The organism is Kitasatospora sp. NPDC058046 (genome assembly GCF_042885595.1).
GTDB lineage: Bacteria > Actinomycetota > Actinomycetes > Streptomycetales > Streptomycetaceae > Kitasatospora.
The window spans coordinates 855,563-872,229 of sequence record NZ_JBHVRS010000001.1 but is presented as its reverse complement, the minus strand read 5'-3'; the positions used below and the strand labels follow the sequence as shown (position 1 = coordinate 872,229).

Below are 16,667 nucleotides of genomic sequence, written 5' to 3'. Positions count from 1 at the left end.
CCTCGCCGGCGGCCCGTCCGGCGTTCCGGCGGCTGCCGTCCGGCGCCGCGGTGACGGCCGGGTTGCGCGGGGGCGTGCGGCAGGTGTGCGGGCGGTGTGCGCACGCCCTTGTTGTGCTAGCACTTGAGCGCTAGCTTGAACGGCATGGGTAAGAAGCAGCTGAACGTGCGGGTCGACGCCACGACCGCCGAGATGGCCCGGGAACGGGCGGAGCAGCAGGGGATCTCCATGAACCAGTACATCGAGCGCCTGGTCCAACAGGACATGGGCGAGTCAGGGCGGGCCTTCGTGGACGCGGCCGCGCAGTTCATGAAGGAGTACGAGTCGGCCTTCCTCGCCGAGTTCGGGGAGCCCGGCGACCTCCAGGACGTGCGCCGTTGAAGCTGGAGGTCGACCTCTCGTGGCTGCTCATGACCGCCGAGCAGTACACGCCCGGTGATCCGCAGGTCACCGACTACGGCTCGCTGCTCGCGGCGGTCACCCGCCACCAGGCCGAGATATTCGACATCTCGGTCTACCCCGAACCACAGGACCGCGCCGCCGCGCTGATGCACCAGCTGATCCGGGTGCCGGCACTGGAGAAGACCAACGAACTCTTCGCGACCGCCGTCGCCTACGCCTACCTCGTCGCCAGCGGTTGCACCGTCGCCACCACCGCCCGCGAGGTGCGCAGCCTCTCCCGGGCCATCCGCGAGGGGCGACTCGGGGTGTCGGGCGTCGCCGAGCGGCTCGCGGCCTGGGTGGTGGACGAGGCGGAGGGGGAGGAGGTCAGCGGGGCGGACGACGAGGACGAGGACGACGACTGACCGGCGCCGTCCCCGTTCCCGTTCCCGTTCCCGTTCCTGCCGGGGCCTTCCGGGCCGGGGCCGGTGGGCGGCCCGTTACGCGGGGGGCTCCTGCCGCGTGGCGGGCGCCTGCCGGGCGGGGGGCTCCTACTGGGCGGCGGGCTCCTGCCGGGCGGGGGGCTCCTACTGGGCGGCAGGCTCCTACTGGGCGGCGGGCTCCTGCTGGGCGGCGGGCTCCGCGATCAGGGCCGTCGCGAAGGTGCGGAAGCCGGCCCGGCGGTAGATCCGGGCGACGTCCTCGTCGGCGGCGGACAGGAACACCGTCCGCACCCCGTTCGCCCGGGCGTGCTCGACCAGGGCCGCGGTGACCGCCAGGCCCAGCCCGCGACGGCGCGCGGACGGGAGCGTGCCCACCCCGGCCACCTCGGTGACCGGGCCCACCGGGTTGTGCTGGCCCGCGCACAGGACCGTGCCGTCCTCGACGGCCGCGGCCAGCACGGTGGTGCCGGTGGCGATCCGCCGGGCGATCCGCTCCGCCGTGCCGTCGGCCGCCAACGTCGCCGCGCGCTCGGCGAGTTCGGCCGCGCCGGCCGGGCCGACAGCGGTGCCCGGCTCGGCGAAGGCCAGGTGCGGGACGGCGACGGCGGCCGCCAGCTCCGGGGCGTCCGGTGCCAGCACCCGGACCTCCACCCGCTCCGGCAGCTCGGGCGCCGGGGCCGCCTCGTCCTGCGGGCCCAGCACCAGCAGCGGGTGCTCGTGCACCGTCAGGCCCGCAGCCTCGACCGCCGCGCGCAGCTCCGGGTTCTGCTCGGCCACCCACTCGAAGGCCTCCGGCGCGCCCGCCTCCCGCTGCCGCTCCAGCACCCGGCGGACGTCCTCGGCGGTGGCGGCGGGGCCGGTGTGGCCGAGGGTCGGGCGGGCGTAGTAGGGCCAGCCGGCCCCGTCGCGGAGGAACAGCGTCAGCGGCCCGAAGTCCTCGGTGCGGGCGGCGCTGCGGGGCACGGCGTCGTAGTAGCGCTCGATCTCGTCGAGCAGGGGGTGGTCGTGGGCATGATCATCAGGGGTCACGGCGTGCATCCAAGCAGGGGCGGGGGAGGGGCGCCACCGGTTTGTCGGGGCGGGCCGCGGCTCCTCCGGGCTCGGCGCCGCCCGCGCGTCGCCGTTCCGGGGGCCGATTGTTGCCGAACGCTTACCCGCCCGCAGCGATCTTGTGCGGCCGCGGCGTGCATGCTGAAGCCTTTACAGCTCTGCCGAGGGGGACGGCGGACGTCTGCACGAGGCGAGGCAAGGGGGAAGACAGGCCGATGAGGCTCTGCTTTCTGGTGGAGGAACACTACCGGCACGACGGCATGCCGCTCGACGTGGCACGCCAACTCACCGCGTGGGGGCACCGGGTGGACGTGCTGCGCCCCGGGGACTCGCTGCTGGCGATCTCCGAGGAGGTCCGGGCCGGCAGCCACGACGCCTGGGTGCTCAAGACCGTGTCCGGCGGCCCCGGGCTGACCCTGCTGGAGTCGGCCGCCGCCGTCGGCCTCACCACGGTGAACGACGTGCGCTCGATCCGGGGGGTCCGGGACAAGGCGCTCGCCGCGGTCATCGGCCGCACCCGCGGCCTGCCCGTCCCGGTGACGTACGCGGCCGCGCGCTGGGAGCGGCTGGCGGAGATCCCGGCCGCCGAGTACCCGCTGGTGGTCAAGCCCGCTGACGGCAGCTCCGGGCGCGCCGTGCGGCTGGTGCGCAGCCCCGAGCAGCTGCTGGAGGTGGGGCCGGAGCTGGCGGGGGAGGGGCTGCTGATCGCGCAGCCGTACGTGCCCAACTCCGGGACCGACCTCAAGGTGTACTGCGTCGACGGCGAGCTCTTCGCGACGGAACGTTCCTCCCCGCTGCACCCCGGGCAGGGCGTGCGCGAGCGGCAGGTGCCGCTGCCGGGGAGTGTCGCGCGGATCGTGGCGCAGGTCGGCGAGGTGTTCGGGCTGGACCTGTACGGGGTGGACGTGCTGCTGGGGCCGGACGGACCGGTGGTGGTGGACGTCAACGACTTCCCGAGCTTCCGGCAGGTGCCGGACGCGGTGGCCCGGGTCGCCCGCGCGGTGCTGCGGCTCGCGCGCAGCGGCACGGCCGTGTCGCTGCCCGCCGGGCCCGCCGAACTGGTGCCGGCGGGCGGCGACCCGTACGGCCAACGGGGCTTCGGTGAGGGGGAGTTGCTGTGAAGGTCGGGCTGATCACCGGCGACCCGGGGCACCCGGTGCTGGCGGCCGCCGCCGAACTGCTGGTGCGCCGGGGGCACGAGGTCGCGGCCGTCCCGCCCGCGGGGCCCGTGACCGGGCTCGCGGACGTCTACCTGCTCAAGGCCCGTACGCCGCAGGCGCTGGCGCTGGCGGGGGAGTTGGAGCGGCGGGGCGCGCCGGTGGTCAACTCGGCGGCGGCCACCGGGCTGTGCCAGGACCGGGTGCGGATGGCCGAGCTCGCCCGCGCCGCCGGGCTGCCCTTCGCGGCCACCGACGCGGTCGGCCTGCTGGGTGAACTCGCCGACCCGGCCTACCCGTTCGTGGTCAAGAGCCGGCACAGCAGGCGGCACGACCTGGTCGCCCGGGTGGACGGGCCGGCCCGGCTGCGCGAACTCGCCGAGCGCTGGCCCGAGGAGCCGGTCGTCACCCAGCCGTTCGTCCCGGGGACCGGCTGGGACCAGAAGCTGTGGGTCGTCGACGGACAGGTGTTCGCGGCCCGGCGGCAGTCCGAACTCGCCACCGGCACGGGGAAGTCGGGGCGGGCGGAGGACTGGGAGCCGTCCGCCGGGCGGGCGGCGCTCGCGCTGCGCGTGGGCGAGGTGTTCGGGCTCGACGTGTACGGGGTCGACCTGCTCGACGGGCCCGCCGAGCCGGTCATCGTGGACGTCAACGCCTTCCCGGGGGTCCGGGGCCGGGCCGGCGCGCCGGAGGCGCTCGCGGCGCTGGCGCTGCGGGTCGGGGCGGAGCGGGGGCGGGCGCTCGCGGGGCTCGGGCCGGGGCCCGGGAGGGGCGCGGAGTAGGGCCGGCCTGGGGCGTCCGGCGCGCCGGGGTCGTTAGGCTGGCTGGCGCCCCGACCGGCCGGGGCGTACGGCGAGAGAAGACGGAACCTTGCTCCAGGACATCGAGCGCTACCTGGCCTGCCCGCACTGCGCGCAGGCCCTCACCCGGCACGACCGCAGCCTGCGCTGCCCGGCCGGGCACAGCTTCGACCTCGCCAAGCAGGGCTACGTCAGCCTCCTCGCCGGCGACGCCCACACCGGCACCGGGGACACCGCCGAGATGGTCGCGGCCCGCGCGGACTTCCTCGCCGCCGGGCACTACCGGCCGATCGCCGAGGCGCTGGCGGAGGCCTCCTCCGCCGTCGCCGGTGCGTCCGGCGGCCTGGTCGCCGACCTCGGCGCCGGCACCGGCCACTACCTGGCGCACGTCCTGGACGCCCTGCCCGGTACGGTCGGCGCGGCCCTGGACATCTCCAAGTTCGCGCTGCGCCGGGCCGCCAAGGCGCACCCCCGGATCGGCGCCGTGGTGTGCGACGCCTGGCGCCCGCTGCCGCTGCGGGACGCCTCGGCCGAGCTGATGCTCAACGTCTTCGCACCGCGCAACGGGCCGGAGATCCGCCGGGTGCTGCGCCCCGGCGGCACCCTGCTGCTGGTCTCGCCGACCGCCCGCCACCTGCGTGAACTCGTCGGCGCTCTGGGGCTGTTGTCGGTGGACGAGGAGAAGCAGCGGCGGATCGACGAGAAGCTCGGGCCGTACCTGGAGCCCGCCGGGCGGCGCGAGGTCGAGTTCACCCTGCGGCTCGGCCCGCAGGACGTGCGCACCGTCGTCGGCATGGGGCCGAGCGCCTGGCACACCGACCCGGAACGGCTCGCCGCCGCGCTCGCGGAACTGCCGGAGCCGGTCGAGGTGACGGCCTCGGTGACGGTGGCCGCGTACCGGCGCTGAGCCCCACGTTGGGATGAATCTGCCGCGCAGGCACGTTTCTGCCGGTCGGCCTGCGGCTAACGTCCGACAGGTGAACCGCGACGCCACCGTGCCCGCAGGGCCGTCCCACCTCCGACCGGGCGCCTCGGGGCCCGACCGGCCGCCCGTGCCGCGACCCACCGTCGAGGAGCTCCGACTCACCTCGTTCAAGTCCTACCGGCGCGCGGTGCTGCCGCTCGCGCCCCTCACCGTGCTGCACGGGCCCGCCGGCGTCGGCAAGTCCAACGCCCTCGACGCGCTGGCCGTGCTGTCCCGGCTCGCCCTCGGCGAGGAGATCGCCGACTCGCTGGACGGACTGCCCGAGCGCACCGGCCCGCTCGCCGCACCCGTCCGCGGCGGCCTCGACGGGTGCGTCCCGCACGGGCGGCACGCGATCAACCTCGGCTGCACCGTCCGCTCGCCGCACGGCCTGATCCGGCTCGACGTGGTGGTCCGCACCGACGGCCCGGTCCGGATCGCCCGGGAGTCGCTCACCCTAGACGGCCGGACCCTGATGGACACCGGCGAGCAGGACGTCCGCAACCGGCGGGTCAACGTCTGCTGGCACAACGACACCCGCCAGGGCGACATCCGGGCACCCTTCCCCAGCGGCACGATGATCACCGCACAGCTGCCGCTGCGGGTCGCGGGCTCCTCGGCCGGGGAGTGCCTCGTCCTCGCCGCCACCGAGGACCTCCTCACCGCGCTGCGCGAGGTCTTCCCGCTGCACCCCGTCCCCGCGCTGATGCGCGGCTGGGCCCGGGCCGACCCGCAGGCCCGGCTGCGCAGCAACGCCGCCAACATCTCCGCCGTCGTCGCCCGGCTGAGCAACGAGTGCCCGCGCCGGTACGGGCAGCTGCTGCGCGCCGTGCAGGCCGCCGCGCCGCACCCGCTGCTCGGGCTCACCCTGGCCGAGCGCGAGAGCGCGGGCGTGAAGCGGGTCCTCGCCGTCTTCGACGAGGGCGTCCTCGGACGCACCGGGGCCGACCAGGCCTCCGACGGCATGCTGCGCCACCTCGCCTTCGCCGCGGTGCTGCTGACCGGGGCCGGGGTGCTCGACCTCGACGTGGCCGCCGAGGTGCCCTGGGCGCACCGGCAGCTCACCGTGCTGGCCGAGGACCTGGGGGCGGGACTCTCCGCCGAGCAGACCGGCACGCTGCTGCGGCTGGCGCGGGAGATGGCGGAGCGCAGCCAGCTGCGGGTGGTCGCGGCCCTGCAGGAGCCGGCGGCGGCGCGGGAGGTGCTGGGTTGCGGGCCCGGGGGCGGGGTGGTGCTGGTCGAGTGCCGGCGGGACCCGGACTCGGGGTTCACGGTGCTGCGGCCGGAGACGGCGCGGGTGCCGGTCCAGGGCGGGCGCGGGGAGGCGGCCGGGGGCGCGGCTGGTGCGGTGGACGGGGAGGCGGTCGGGGAAGCGGTCGGGGAGGCGGTCGGCCTGGGGGCGGAAGCGGGCGGGGGCGGGTCGGAGGAGCCGGCGGGGGCGGCGGGGGTGGCCGGATTCGCGGTGGGCGGTGGGGCGGCGGGCCGGGATGCGGTAGACCTGGAGGGGTGAGCGAACGAGTGACGGGGCCGGCAGAGCCCACGGTGGATGTCCTGCGGCAGCGGTTGGTGGACTTCGCGTCGGCCCGGCGGTGGGAGCCCTTCCACACCCCGAAGAACCTGGCGGCGGCGCTGAGCGTGGAGGCGGGGGAGCTGCTGGAGATCTTCCAGTGGCTGACGCCCGAGCAGGCGGCCGCGGTGATGTCCGACCCGGAGCGCGCGCACCGGGTGCACGACGAGGTCGCGGACGTGCTGGCGTACCTGCTGCAGTTCTGCACGGCGGTCGGGGTGGATCCGCTGGAGGCCCTGGCGGCCAAGATCGAGCGGAACGAGCTCCGCTTCCCGGTGCCGACGGACGCGGGCGCCGCCAGCCAGGACGCGGGCGGTGCCGACCCAGGGGCGGGTGAGGCCGCCGGGAGCGTGGCCCGCGCGCCCGAGAGGGCGACCTCTGTCAACCCGGACGTGGACGACCAACCCGTGTGAGGGACGAAAGTTATCCACAACCCCGGACTTGTCCACAGCTTCTGACAACGTGGATGCGCGCTCGCGCACTTCCTCGCACGCTTTCGCCGTGACCAGCCGTCACCACGCGGACCGCCCCTCCCGGCGGCCCGGGTCGACGGCGACAGCGAGCGGGAGGAGCGGTGGCCATGGAGGCGCTGCGACTGATCAAGACGGCCCGGTACGCCCTGGCCGAGGCCAGGCACGTACCGGACGTGCTGGCCGAGGCGCGGCAGGCCGCGCTGCTCACCGAGGCGGTGGGCGCCAGGCTGGCGGAGTCGGAGGACGAGGATCTCACCGGGCTGGGGCAGCAGCTGTCCGAGGCCGGGGCGCACGCGGCGGTCTGCCTGGACCGCTCCGTCGTCCGGGCCGCCCTGGTGAGCGGCGGCCGGGCCGCGCGGCTCACCGACCTGGGGGACTTGGCGCCGGCCCTGGGGGCGCTGGACGGGCTGCTCCAGGAGGTCGGCGAGACGCTGGTGGTGCTGGCCTGCGGGGCGGACACCGAGAGCCTCTACTGGACGTGCATCGACGGCGTGGACGCGGTCTCGGAGTGCAAGGACCTGACGGTACGGCTGCGTGCGGCGGCGCTCCGGGCCGGGGCGGCGGAGCCCGCCGCGCTCGGCGGTGCGGAGCGGGAACGCGAGCGGGCGGGTGGCGGGGCGCCATTACTGGTGGTCCGGCTCGGCCCTCCGGGCGAGACCGGTCCGCCGGGCGGTGACGGTGGCGGTGCGGCGAGCGGCGGTCCGCCCTCCGGCGGCGGCCCGCCCGGTGCGGGCGGGCCGGCCGAGGAGGACCGGGTGGTCGGCTACCGGGCGCCCGGTGCGTCCGAGGCCTCGGACGCACCGGAGGTGTCCGTGCCGGTCGGATAGGCGGTGGAGTCGGCGCCCCCGGGGACGGAGCCCTGGAGTTCGGCGAGGTCCGCGCTGACGGAGGCGAGCAGTTCCTGCATCTGCTCCAGCAGGCTCTTGGGGGTGGCGGGTCCGGCCGAGGTGCCGTCGGCCGAGCCCGTCGGGCTGCTCGGGAACTGCGGCGTGGCAGATGGTTCGGACATTGCGGGACCTCTTCGGATCGGTGGTGCGGTGTAGGGCGGCCGACGGTGGCTCGGACCGCACGGCGGGAGGCGGAAGTGCCCGCTACCGGGGCACCCACCCCCGCCGTAGCACCCAACGAACCGGTCCGGATGCCGTCACCCGGACACCACCCGATGCGGTCCAACTCCGCTGTGCGGTAAGCCTCCCGGGTGAGCCGGGGTTGCCGTCGCGGCGCCGCCTCGGCTAGGCGCGGCGCGGCCCGGGGAGCCTGAGCGGCGCGGACGGTGCGGGTGGACCGGGCGGCGCGGAGCGGGGGCGTGAGCGGCGGTGCGGAGCGCGGCGCGGTCGAGCGCGCCCGGAAAGGAGCCGGGGATGATTCGGAGACGAGTAGGAGACGAACCGGAGACTGGCCGGGGGAGAACCCACCCCTTGCCACTCTCAACGTATAGCGCATGGGGGGTCTTGCGGCAAGGCCCCCGTGGTGGCGCACAATCGCAGGCCTCAGATCGGAGCTGATGCCATGAACAGCCGCACCACCAGCGCGTTCGACCTGCCCGCCCGCCTCGTCGCCAAGGCCGACCCGGCGCTGATCGGTGAGGACGAGCGGCACTTCGCGGCCGTCGCGGAGAGCCTGGAGCAGTCGATCGCGGAGCTGTCCGACCGCCTCGACGCGCTGCGCCGCGCGCCGGGCGGCCTCGGCCGGGAGGCGATGGACCGGGACATCGAGGTGCACAAGCTGACCGGTCGGCTGCGCGCCCTGCGCCGCTTCGGCCTGGACCTGTGCCTCGGGCGGGTCGTCCACGCGGACGACCCGGAGCCGGTGTACATCGGGCGGCTCGGCCTCACCGACAGTGGGGGGCGCCGACTGCTGGTCGACTGGCGCTCGCCCGCGGCCGAGCCGTTCTTCGGGGCCACCCACGCCGACCCGATGGGCCTGGTGAGCCGGCGCCGGTACCGCTGGACCGGCGGCCGGATCGGCGACTACTGGGACGAGGTGTTCAGCGCCGAGGCCCTGGAGGGGCACGCCGCGCTGGACGACCAGTCCGCGTTCATCGCGAGCCTGGGCGGCAACCGGTCGGCCCGGATGCGGGACGTGCTGGCCACCATCCAGGCCGACCAGGACGCGATCATCCGGGCGGGGTCCCGGGGCGCCCTGGTGGTGGACGGCGGCCCGGGCACCGGGAAGACGGTCGTCGCGCTGCACCGCTCCGCGTACCTGCTCTACTCCGACCCCCGGCTCGGCCACCGGCGCGGCGGCGTGCTGTTCGTCGGCCCGCACCAGCCCTACCTGGCCTACGTCGCCGACGTCCTGCCCAGCCTCGGCGAGGAGGGGGTGCGCACCTGCACCGTGCGGGACCTCGTCGCAGAGGGGGCGAAGGCCGGGCCCGAGAGCGACCCCGAGACGGCCCGCCTGAAGTCCTCGGCCGACATGGTGGGGGCGATCGAGAAGGCCGTCCGGTTCTACGAGGAGCCGCCCGCCGAGGGGATGGAGGTCACCACCCACTGGGCCGACCTCTGGCTGAGCGCCGAGGACTGGTCCGACGCGTTCGACGCGCCGGACCCGGGCACCCCGCACAACGAGGCCCGCGAGCAGATCTGGGAGGAGCTGGCCACGATCCTGATGGACAAGCTGGACGAGGACGCGGGGGTCTCGCCCGAACTGTTCCGCCGGTCGCTGCGGCAGGACCGGGAGCTGGCCGAGACGCTCAACCGGGCCTGGCCGCTGATCGACGCGGCTGACCTGGTCGGCGACCTCTGGTCGGTGCCCGCCTACCTGCGGATGTGCGCGCCCTGGCTCGCCCCCGAGGAGGTCCGCAGGCTCCAGCGCAAGGACGCGCCCCAGGCCTGGACGGTGTCCGACCTGCCGCTGCTGGACGCGGCCCGGCAGCGGCTCGGCGATCCGGAGGCGGACCGGCGCCGGCGCCGTCGGGAGGCCGCGGCCGCCGCCGAGCGCGCGCGGATGGCCGACGTCATCGGCGACCTGCTGCAGGCCGACGACGACGGCGAGGGCGCGGTGACGATGCTGCGCGGGCGCGACCTCCAGGACACCCTGGTCGACGAGACGGCCCTGCCCGGCGCCGACCCGGAGCCGCTCGCCGGGCCGTTCGCGCACATCGTGGTGGACGAGGCCCAGGAGCTGACCGACGTGGAGTGGCAGATGCTGCTGCTGCGCTGCCCGTCCCGGAGCTTCACCATCGTCGGGGACCGGGCGCAGGCCAGGCACGGGTTCACGGAGTCCTGGCAGGAGCGGCTGGAGCGGATCGGGCTCGACCGGAGCACGGTGGCCTCGCTGAGCATCAACTACCGGACGCCGGAGGAGGTCATGGCCGAGGCCGAGCCCGCGATCCGGGCCGCGCTGCCGGACGCCAACGTGCCGACCTCCGTCCGCAGCAGCGGCATCCCCGTCGTGCACGGGTCGGTGGCGGAGCTGGACGCCGTCCTGGACGGCTGGCTCGCCGAGCACGCCGAGGGGGTCGCCTGCGTGATCGGTGCCCCCGGCTTCGAGGCGCGGCCGCGGGTCCGGTCGCTGACCCCGGAGCTGTCCAAGGGGCTGGAGTTCGACCTGGTCGTGCTGGTCGACCCGGAGGCGTTCGGCGGGGGCGTCGAGGGGGCGGTCGACCGCTACGTCGCGATGACCAGGGCCACCCAGCGGCTGGTGGTCCTCAGGAGCGTGTGAAGCGTCAAGCGTCAAGCGTCGGAAGAGACGGCGAAGAGACGGCGAAGGGAGCGGGGTGCGGACGGAGGGAGCGGAGGGGCTGGAACGCGCGTCGCCCGGTCGGGTGACGCAGGTGTCGGGTGGCGGCGTCGGGAGGCCAGACTGGGGCGATGGACGAGGAGGAACCGCTGGCGTCGTGGGCGGCCAGGCGGGAGCAACGGCTGCGGCCGGTCGGGCAGTTGCGGGTCGTACGGCTCATGGTCGGGCGGCAGCGGGGCGCCCATGTGCTGCCGGGCGAACCGAGGCTGATCGTGCGCTGGGACGGCTACCAGTGGCTGCCGGAGACGGTGGCCGAGGACTACGCCACCGCCCAGCGGATCCTGTACGGGGCCGAGGGCGCGGGAGCGCCGCGGCCCGGGCGCCAGGCGCGGCGGCCGGGGAAGGCGCCGGGGCGCCACCGCAAGCCCTGAGGCCCGCGCGGGCCCGGGCCGCGACCCGGATGCCGGGCCGTAACGGGACCCCGGGCTGTAACCGGACCCCGGGCGGTAACCGGCCCCCGAGAGGCGACCGGACCCCGAGAAGCGGGCGGGGTCCGGCGCCACCCGGGCGCCGGACCCCAACGACCTCCGACCGGAGGTCAGTTGTGGGCGTGCAGGTCGGCGTTCAGGCCGCCCCAGGAGCCGGAGCGGGCGATGACCTCGACCGCGCCGCTCTGCGAGTTGCGACGGAACAGCAGGTTGTCCTGGCCGGACAGCTCGACGGCCTTGGCCACCGTGCCGTCCGGGGTGGTGACCCGGGTGCCGGCGGTCACGTACAGGCCGGCCTCGACCACGCAGTCGCTGCCGAGCGAGATGCCGATGCCCGCGTTGGCGCCGAGCAGGCAGCGCTCGCCGACCGAGACGACCTGCTTGCCGCCGCCGGACAGGGTGCCCATGATCGAGGCGCCGCCGCCGATGTCGCTGTGGTCGCCGACGACGACGCCCGCGCTGATCCGGCCCTCGACCATGGAGGTGCCCAGCGTGCCGGCGTTGAAGTTGACGAAGCCCTCGTGCATCACGGTGGTGCCGACGGCCAGGTGGGCGCCGAGCCGGACGCGGTCGGCGTGGGCGATGCGCACACCGGTCGGGGCGACGTAGTCGGTCATCCGCGGGAACTTGTCGATCCCGTAGACGGCCAGCTGGCCGCCCTGGGCGCGCACGGCGAGCCGGGCCTGCTCGACCTTGTCCACCGGGACGGGGCCGATGCTGGTCCAGGCGACGTTGGCCAGCAGGCCGAAGACGCCGTCCAGGTTCTGGCCGTGCGGCTTGACCAGGCGGTGGCTGAGCAGGTGCAGGCGCAGGTACACGTCGTGGGTGTCGAGCGGCTTCTCGTCCAGCGAGGCGATGGTGGTGCGCACGGCGACCACCTCGACGCCGCGGCGGGCGTCGACGCGCAGCGCCTCGGCCGCGCCGGCGCCGAGCTCGGCCTCGGCCTGCTCGGCGGTCAGACGGACGGTGCCGGCCGGGCCGGGCTCGGCGGCCAGCACGGGGGCGGGGAACCAGGTGTCGAGGACGGTGCCGTCGGCGGCGATGGTGGCCAGACCGGTGGCCACGGCGCCGTTCGCCGGGGAGGTGGATTCGAGCGAGGTGGATTCAGCAGTCACACCGTGCACGTTAACCAATGCGGGGCCCCGGTGCCGAACACGCCCACCGGGCGGACGCGCCCGGCGAACGCGCCGGTCGGCGGCCCGCGGGGCGGGAAAACCCGGTGCCCGGCGTTCGGGCGCTGGGCAATACTTCAGCGGGTGTTCATGTCGATCTCCACCACCGGCAGCGCCGAGGACCCGGCCACGGACCTCGGGTTCCTGCTGCACAAGCACCCCGACAAGGTCCAGCGGTTCACCACGTCGCACGGTGAGGCCCACGTCTTCTACCCCGAGGCGGGGGACGAGGTCTGCACGGCGGCGCTGCTGCTGGACGTCGACCCGATCGCGCTGGTCCGCAAGGGCCGGGGCGACGGCAGGGGGCGCGGCGGCTCGCCCGACTTCGCGCTCGCCCAGTACGTCAACGACCGCCCGTACGCCGCCTCCTCGCTGCTCGCGGTGGCGCTGCGGACGGTGTTCCGGTCCGCGATGAAGGGCGACTGCCCGGCCCGGCCCGAACTGCCCGGGCGGGCCCGCCCGCTGCGGATCGAGCTGCCCGCCGTGCCCGCGAACGGTGCGAACGGTGCGGGCGGGGGCGGCGGCCCGGCCCTGGTGGTCCGGCTGTTCGAGCCGCTGGGCTGGCGGGTCGAGGCGACGGCGGTCCCGCTGGACGAGTCGTTCCCCGAGTGGGGCGAGTCCCGCTACGTCCGGATCGCGCTCTCCTCCGGGACGGTCCGGCTCGCCGACGCGCTCCAGCAGCTGTACGTGCTGCTGCCGGTGCTGGACGGCGCCAAGCACTACTGGGTCGCCCCGGACGAGGTGGACAAGCTGCTCGCGGCCGGTCAGGGCTGGCTGGCGGCCCACCCCGAGCGCGCCCTGATCACCCGCCGCTACCTGGCCCGGCGCTGGTCGCTGACCCGCGCCGCGATGGAGCGCCTGGAGCTGGCCCGGCTGGCGGAGGCCGACGACCGCGAGGTCGAGGAGATCGACAACGCGGTCGACGACCGGTCCGAGGAGGAGGTGCGGGACGATCCGGAGCTCCGGCGGCCCTCGCTCGCCGAGCAGCGCCGCACCGCGATCCTCGCCGCGCTGCGCGAGACCGGTGCCGCCCGCGTCGCCGATCTCGGCTGCGGCCAGGGCGAGTTGATCGGCGAACTGCTCAAGGACGCCCGGTTCACCGGAATCCTCGGCGTGGACGTCTCCGCCCGGGCGCTGCGGTCGGCGAGGCGCAGGCTGGGCCTGGAGCGGATGCCGGAGCGTCAGGCGGCCCGGGTGACGCTGGCGCAGGGAGCGCTCACCTACACCGACGCCCGGCTCAAGGGCTTCGACGCGGCGGTGCTGTGCGAGGTGATCGAGCACCTGGACCTGCCGCGGCTGCCCGCGCTGGAGTACGCGGTGTTCGGCGCCGCCCGGCCGACGGCGGTCGTGGTCACCACGCCGAACGCCGAGTACAACGTCCGCTGGGAGAGCCTGCCGGCGGGCGCTGTCCGGCACGCCGACCACCGCTTCGAGTGGTCCCGGGCCGAGTTCCGGGCCTGGGCCGGGAAGGTCGCGGCCGCGTACGGCTACACCGTGGAGCTGCGCCCGGTCGGCCCGGAGGACGAGGAGGTCGGTGCCCCGACCCAGCTGGCCCTGTTCACCGCGACCACAGCACCCACCGCGACCGCGACGCCCACCACACCCACCACGACCCCCGCGCCGGACCCGACCGCGACGCCCGAAGGAGGCGAGCCCCGATGACCGATGACCCGACCGACACCCCCGGCGAGAGCCGGGACCAGGATCGCGCGGAGAGCACCGCCCCCCGCCGCCTCCCCGTCACCGACGTCTCCCTCGTCGTCCTGGTCGGCACCAGCGGCGCGGGCAAGTCCACCTTCGCCCGCCGCCACTTCCTGCCCACCCAGGTGGTCTCCTCCGACTTCTGCCGCGGCCTGGTCGCCGACGACGAGAACGACCAGTCCGCCTCCGCCGAGGCCTTCGACGTCCTGTACTACATCGTCGGCAAGCGCCTGGCGGCCGGCCGGCTGACCGTCGTGGACGCCACCAACGTCCAGCCCGAGGCCCGCCGCCGGCTGGTCGAGATCGCCCGCGAGCACGACGTGCTGCCGATCGCGATCGTCCTGGACGTCCCGCCGGGGGTGTGCGCCGAGCGCAACCGCTCCCGCCCGGACCGGCAGCTGCCGGCCCATGTGGTCCCCCGCCAGCACCGGGAGCTGCGCCGCTCCCTCCGGGGGCTGGAGCGCGAGGGCTTCCGCAAGGTGCACGTCCTGCGCGGCGAGGCCGAGGTGGCGGCCGCCGGGATCGAGCTGGAGAAGCGCTACAACGACCTGCGCCACCTCACCGGCCCGTTCGACATCGTCGGCGACATCCACGGCTGCCGCTCCGAGCTGGAGACCCTGCTGACCCGGCTCGGCTACACCCTGACCCGGGACGCCGGGGGCCGCCCGGTGGACGCCGTGCACCCGGCGGGCCGCACCGCCGTCTTCGTCGGCGACCTGGTCGACCGCGGCCCCGACACCCCGGGCGTGCTGCGCCTGGTGATGGGCATGGTGGCGGCCGGCCACGCGCTCTGCGTGCCGGGCAACCACGAGAACAAGCTCGGCCGGGCGATGGACGGCAAGAAGGTCAACGTCGCCTACGGCCTCCAGGAGTCGCTGGACCAGCTGGCGGGGGAGAGCGAGGAGTTCCGGGCCGAGGTCCGCGCGTTCATGCGCGGCCTGGTCAGCCACTACCTGCTGGACGGCGGCGCCCTGGTGGTCTGCCACGCAGGCCTGCCGGAGCGGTACCACGGCCGCAACTCCGGCCGGGTCCGCTCGCACGCGCTGTACGGGGAGACCACCGGCGAGACCGACGAGTACGGCCTGCCGGTGCGCTACCCGTGGGCGGAGGAGTACCGGGGCCGGGCGCTGGTGGTCTACGGCCACACCCCGGTGCCGGCCGCGAGCTTCGTCAACAACACCGTCTGCCTGGACACCGGCTGCGTCTTCGGCGGCAGCCTGACCGCGCTGCGCTACCCGGAGCGCGAGCTGGTGGGCGTCGAGGCCGAGCGCGAGTGGTACGCCCCGGTGCGCCCGCTGATCACCGACGCGCCGGGCGCCCGCGAGGGCCGTCCGCTGGACCTCGGCGACGTGGCCGGGCGCCGGACCGTCGAGACCGGGCTGCACGGGCGGGTGGCCGTCCGGGAGGAGAACGCGGCCGCCGCGCTGGAGGTGATGAGCCGCTTCGCGCTGGACCCGCGGCTGCTCGCCTACCTGCCGCCGACCATGGCACCGAGCGCCACGTCCCGCCGGGACGGCTACCTGGAGCACCCGGAGGAGGCCTTCCTCGGCTACCGGGCGGACGGCGTGCGGCACCTGGTCTGCGAGGAGAAGCACATGGGCTCGCGCGCGGTGCTGCTGGTGGCCCGGGACGGGGCCGCGCTGGAGCGCCGTTTCGGCGTGGCCGGCCCCGGCGCGATCTGGACCCGGACCGGCCGCGCCTTCCTCGCCGACGAGGAGTTGACCGGCGCCGTGCTCGACCGGGTCCGGGCGGCCGCCGAGCGCGCCGGGCTGTTCGAGGAGCTGGCCACCGACTGGCTGCTGCTGGATGCCGAGCTGATGCCCTGGTCGCTGAAGGCGGTGGAGCTGCTGCGCCGCCAGTACGCGGCGGTCGGCGCGGCGGCGGGCGCCGCCCTGCCGGAGGTGCTGTCCGCGCTGGAGCGGGCGGCCGGGCGCGGCCTGGACCTGGCCCGGCTGACCGACCGCCAGCGGCAGCGCGCGGCCGACGCGCGGGCGTTCACCGAGGCGTACCGGCGCTACTGCTGGCCGACCGAGGGCCTGTCGGGCATCCGGCTCGCGCCGTTCCAGCTGCTCGCGGCCGAGGGGGCGAACCTCGCGGTGCGCCCGCACGACGAACACCTGGCCTGGATCGACCGCCTGGCCGCCGCCGACGAGACCGACGAGACCGACGAGACCGACGAGACCGACGAGACCGACGGGATCGACGGGACCGGCACCGCCGGCCCGGCCGAGGGGACCGGCACGGAGGAGCCGGAGCGCCGCAAGGAGCCCCTGCTGCAGCGCACCCGCCGGATCCTGGTGGACACCGAGGACGAGGCCTCGATGGCCGCCGCCACCGCCTGGTGGGAGGAACTGACCGAGGCGGGCGGCGAGGGCATGGTGGTGAAGCCGCTGGTCTCGCCGGTGCGCACGGCGCGCGGCAAGGGCCGGCCGGGCGGCCTGGTGCAGCCCGGGGTGAAGGTGCGCGGCCGGGAGTACCTGCGGATCGTCTACGGCCCGGACTACACCGAGCACCTCGACCGGCTGCGCCTGCGCGCGCTGGGCCACAAGCGCTCGCTGGCGCTGCGCGAGTACGCGCTGGGCCTGGAGGCGCTGGACCGGCTGGCGGCGGGGGAGCCGCTGTGGCGGGTGCACGAGCCGGTCTTCGCGGTGCTCGCGCTGGAGTCGGAGCCGGTCGACCCGCGGCTGTGACGGAGGCGGAGGCGGAGGCGGGGAGCCCACGGAGCCCACGAGTAGGGGGCCCACGGAACCGACGGAGCCCCCGTGGGCGCCCCTCCTCCGCCCAGCA

General features: G+C 75.7%; 14 protein-coding genes and 1 pseudogene. 12 read left to right on the top strand and 3 right to left on the bottom strand.

Features of this window, described 5'->3' with window-relative positions; all coding sequences use genetic code 11:
• The first annotated feature begins 144 nt into the window (after positions 1–144).
• Both ACFVU7_RS03980 and ACFVU7_RS03975 read left to right on the top strand, forming a co-directional pair.
• A complete protein-coding gene (locus ACFVU7_RS03980) occupies positions 145–381 on the top strand; it encodes a toxin-antitoxin system HicB family antitoxin (RefSeq protein WP_049659744.1) in 237 nt (78 codons plus the stop codon).
• On the top strand, positions 378–806 hold the full coding sequence (locus ACFVU7_RS03975) for a fic family toxin-antitoxin system, toxin component (RefSeq protein ID WP_074000663.1): 429 nt from the start codon (positions 378–380) through the stop codon (positions 804–806). Before ACFVU7_RS03980 ends, ACFVU7_RS03975 begins: the two co-directional genes overlap by 4 nt.
• Positions 807–986: 180 nt before the next feature.
• Here ACFVU7_RS03975 and ACFVU7_RS03970 read toward each other — a convergent pair whose 3' ends face one another.
• Entirely contained in the window at positions 987–1,862 is an 876-nt protein-coding gene (locus ACFVU7_RS03970; protein ID WP_388044140.1) for a GNAT family N-acetyltransferase, read from the bottom strand.
• Positions 1,863–2,089: 227 nt separating this feature from the next.
• Here ACFVU7_RS03970 and ACFVU7_RS03965 point away from each other — a divergent pair, with 227 nt between their 5' ends.
• The 6 genes and pseudogenes from ACFVU7_RS03965 to ACFVU7_RS03940 all read left to right on the top strand — a co-directional run bounded on the left by ACFVU7_RS03965 (position 2,090) and on the right by ACFVU7_RS03940 (position 7,662).
• Positions 2,090–2,995 carry a RimK family alpha-L-glutamate ligase gene (locus ACFVU7_RS03965; RefSeq protein WP_049659122.1) on the top strand — a complete coding sequence of 302 codons (906 nt, stop codon included), beginning with the start codon at positions 2,090–2,092 and terminating at the stop codon, positions 2,993–2,995.
• Positions 2,992–3,813: a RimK family alpha-L-glutamate ligase gene (locus ACFVU7_RS03960; protein ID WP_388044139.1), complete on the top strand. Its 822-nt coding sequence runs from the start codon at positions 2,992–2,994 to the stop codon at positions 3,811–3,813. Before ACFVU7_RS03965 ends, ACFVU7_RS03960 begins: the two co-directional genes overlap by 4 nt.
• 88 nt (positions 3,814–3,901) lie before the next feature.
• On the top strand, positions 3,902–4,738 hold the full coding sequence (locus tag ACFVU7_RS03955) for a putative RNA methyltransferase (RefSeq protein WP_388044137.1): 837 nt from the start codon (positions 3,902–3,904) through the stop codon (positions 4,736–4,738).
• A gap of 70 nt (positions 4,739–4,808) precedes the next feature.
• Positions 4,809–6,305, top strand: a complete 1,497-nt coding sequence (locus tag ACFVU7_RS03950; RefSeq protein ID WP_388044135.1) for an AAA family ATPase — start codon at positions 4,809–4,811, stop codon at positions 6,303–6,305.
• 32 nt (positions 6,306–6,337) lie between these two features.
• A pseudogene (locus tag ACFVU7_RS03945) lies at positions 6,338–6,643 on the top strand (nucleotide pyrophosphohydrolase); the annotation flags it as partial.
• A gap of 299 nt (positions 6,644–6,942) precedes the next feature.
• The gene (locus ACFVU7_RS03940; protein WP_388044133.1) at positions 6,943–7,662 is read left to right on the top strand and encodes a DUF6099 family protein; all 720 of its coding nucleotides are present in this window, start codon (positions 6,943–6,945) and stop codon (positions 7,660–7,662) included.
• Here ACFVU7_RS03940 and ACFVU7_RS03935 read toward each other — a convergent pair.
• Positions 7,599–7,844, bottom strand: coding sequence for a hypothetical protein (locus ACFVU7_RS03935; protein WP_049648983.1), 246 nt, complete (start codon positions 7,842–7,844; stop codon positions 7,599–7,601). The two genes, ACFVU7_RS03940 and ACFVU7_RS03935, sit on opposite strands and share 64 nt — an antisense overlap.
• 500 nt (positions 7,845–8,344) lie before the next feature.
• Here ACFVU7_RS03935 and helR point away from each other — a divergent pair, with 500 nt between their 5' ends.
• Positions 8,345–10,501 carry an RNA polymerase recycling motor ATPase HelR gene (gene helR / locus ACFVU7_RS03930; RefSeq protein WP_388044131.1) on the top strand — a complete coding sequence of 719 codons (2,157 nt, stop codon included), beginning with the start codon at positions 8,345–8,347 and terminating at the stop codon, positions 10,499–10,501.
• Positions 10,502–10,650: 149 nt separating this feature from the next.
• Positions 10,651–10,950, top strand: coding sequence for a DUF6087 family protein (locus ACFVU7_RS03925; RefSeq protein ID WP_388044129.1), 300 nt, complete (start codon positions 10,651–10,653; stop codon positions 10,948–10,950).
• A gap of 167 nt (positions 10,951–11,117) precedes the next feature.
• Here the strand turns inward: ACFVU7_RS03925 and dapD are convergent, their stop codons facing one another.
• Positions 11,118–12,122 carry a 2,3,4,5-tetrahydropyridine-2,6-dicarboxylate N-succinyltransferase gene (gene dapD / locus ACFVU7_RS03920; protein ID WP_049648981.1) on the bottom strand — a complete coding sequence of 335 codons (1,005 nt, stop codon included), beginning with the start codon at positions 12,120–12,122 and terminating at the stop codon, positions 11,118–11,120.
• 141 nt (positions 12,123–12,263) lie between these two features.
• Here dapD and ACFVU7_RS03915 point away from each other — a divergent pair, with 141 nt between their 5' ends.
• Both ACFVU7_RS03915 and ACFVU7_RS03910 read left to right on the top strand, forming a co-directional pair.
• Positions 12,264–13,841 (top strand): 3' terminal RNA ribose 2'-O-methyltransferase Hen1, encoded by a 1,578-nt coding sequence (locus tag ACFVU7_RS03915; protein ID WP_388044127.1) that lies wholly within the window; start codon positions 12,264–12,266, stop codon positions 13,839–13,841.
• Positions 13,838–16,570 carry a polynucleotide kinase-phosphatase gene (locus tag ACFVU7_RS03910; protein ID WP_388044125.1) on the top strand — a complete coding sequence of 911 codons (2,733 nt, stop codon included), beginning with the start codon at positions 13,838–13,840 and terminating at the stop codon, positions 16,568–16,570. The genes ACFVU7_RS03915 and ACFVU7_RS03910 overlap by 4 nt, the downstream gene beginning before the upstream one ends.
• Positions 16,571–16,667 lie beyond the last annotated feature (97 nt).

What these genes read in the sequence shown, in the direction of transcription:
- ACFVU7_RS03980 (WP_049659744.1), top strand. Translation starts at nt 145, where the DNA reads ATGGGTAAGAAGCAGCTGAACGTGCGGGTCGACGCCACGACCGCCGAG.
- ACFVU7_RS03970 (WP_388044140.1), bottom strand. Translation starts at nt 1,862, where the DNA reads ATGCACGCCGTGACCCCTGATGATCATGCCCACGACCACCCCCTGCTC.
- ACFVU7_RS03935 (WP_049648983.1), bottom strand. Translation starts at nt 7,844, where the DNA reads ATGTCCGAACCATCTGCCACGCCGCAGTTCCCGAGCAGCCCGACGGGC.
- ACFVU7_RS03910 (WP_388044125.1), top strand. Translation starts at nt 13,838, where the DNA reads ATGACCGATGACCCGACCGACACCCCCGGCGAGAGCCGGGACCAGGAT.
- ACFVU7_RS03940 (WP_388044133.1), top strand. Translation starts at nt 6,943, where the DNA reads ATGGAGGCGCTGCGACTGATCAAGACGGCCCGGTACGCCCTGGCCGAG.
- ACFVU7_RS03965 (WP_049659122.1), top strand. Translation starts at nt 2,090, where the DNA reads ATGAGGCTCTGCTTTCTGGTGGAGGAACACTACCGGCACGACGGCATG.
- helR (WP_388044131.1), top strand. Translation starts at nt 8,345, where the DNA reads ATGAACAGCCGCACCACCAGCGCGTTCGACCTGCCCGCCCGCCTCGTC.
- ACFVU7_RS03925 (WP_388044129.1), top strand. Translation starts at nt 10,651, where the DNA reads ATGGACGAGGAGGAACCGCTGGCGTCGTGGGCGGCCAGGCGGGAGCAA.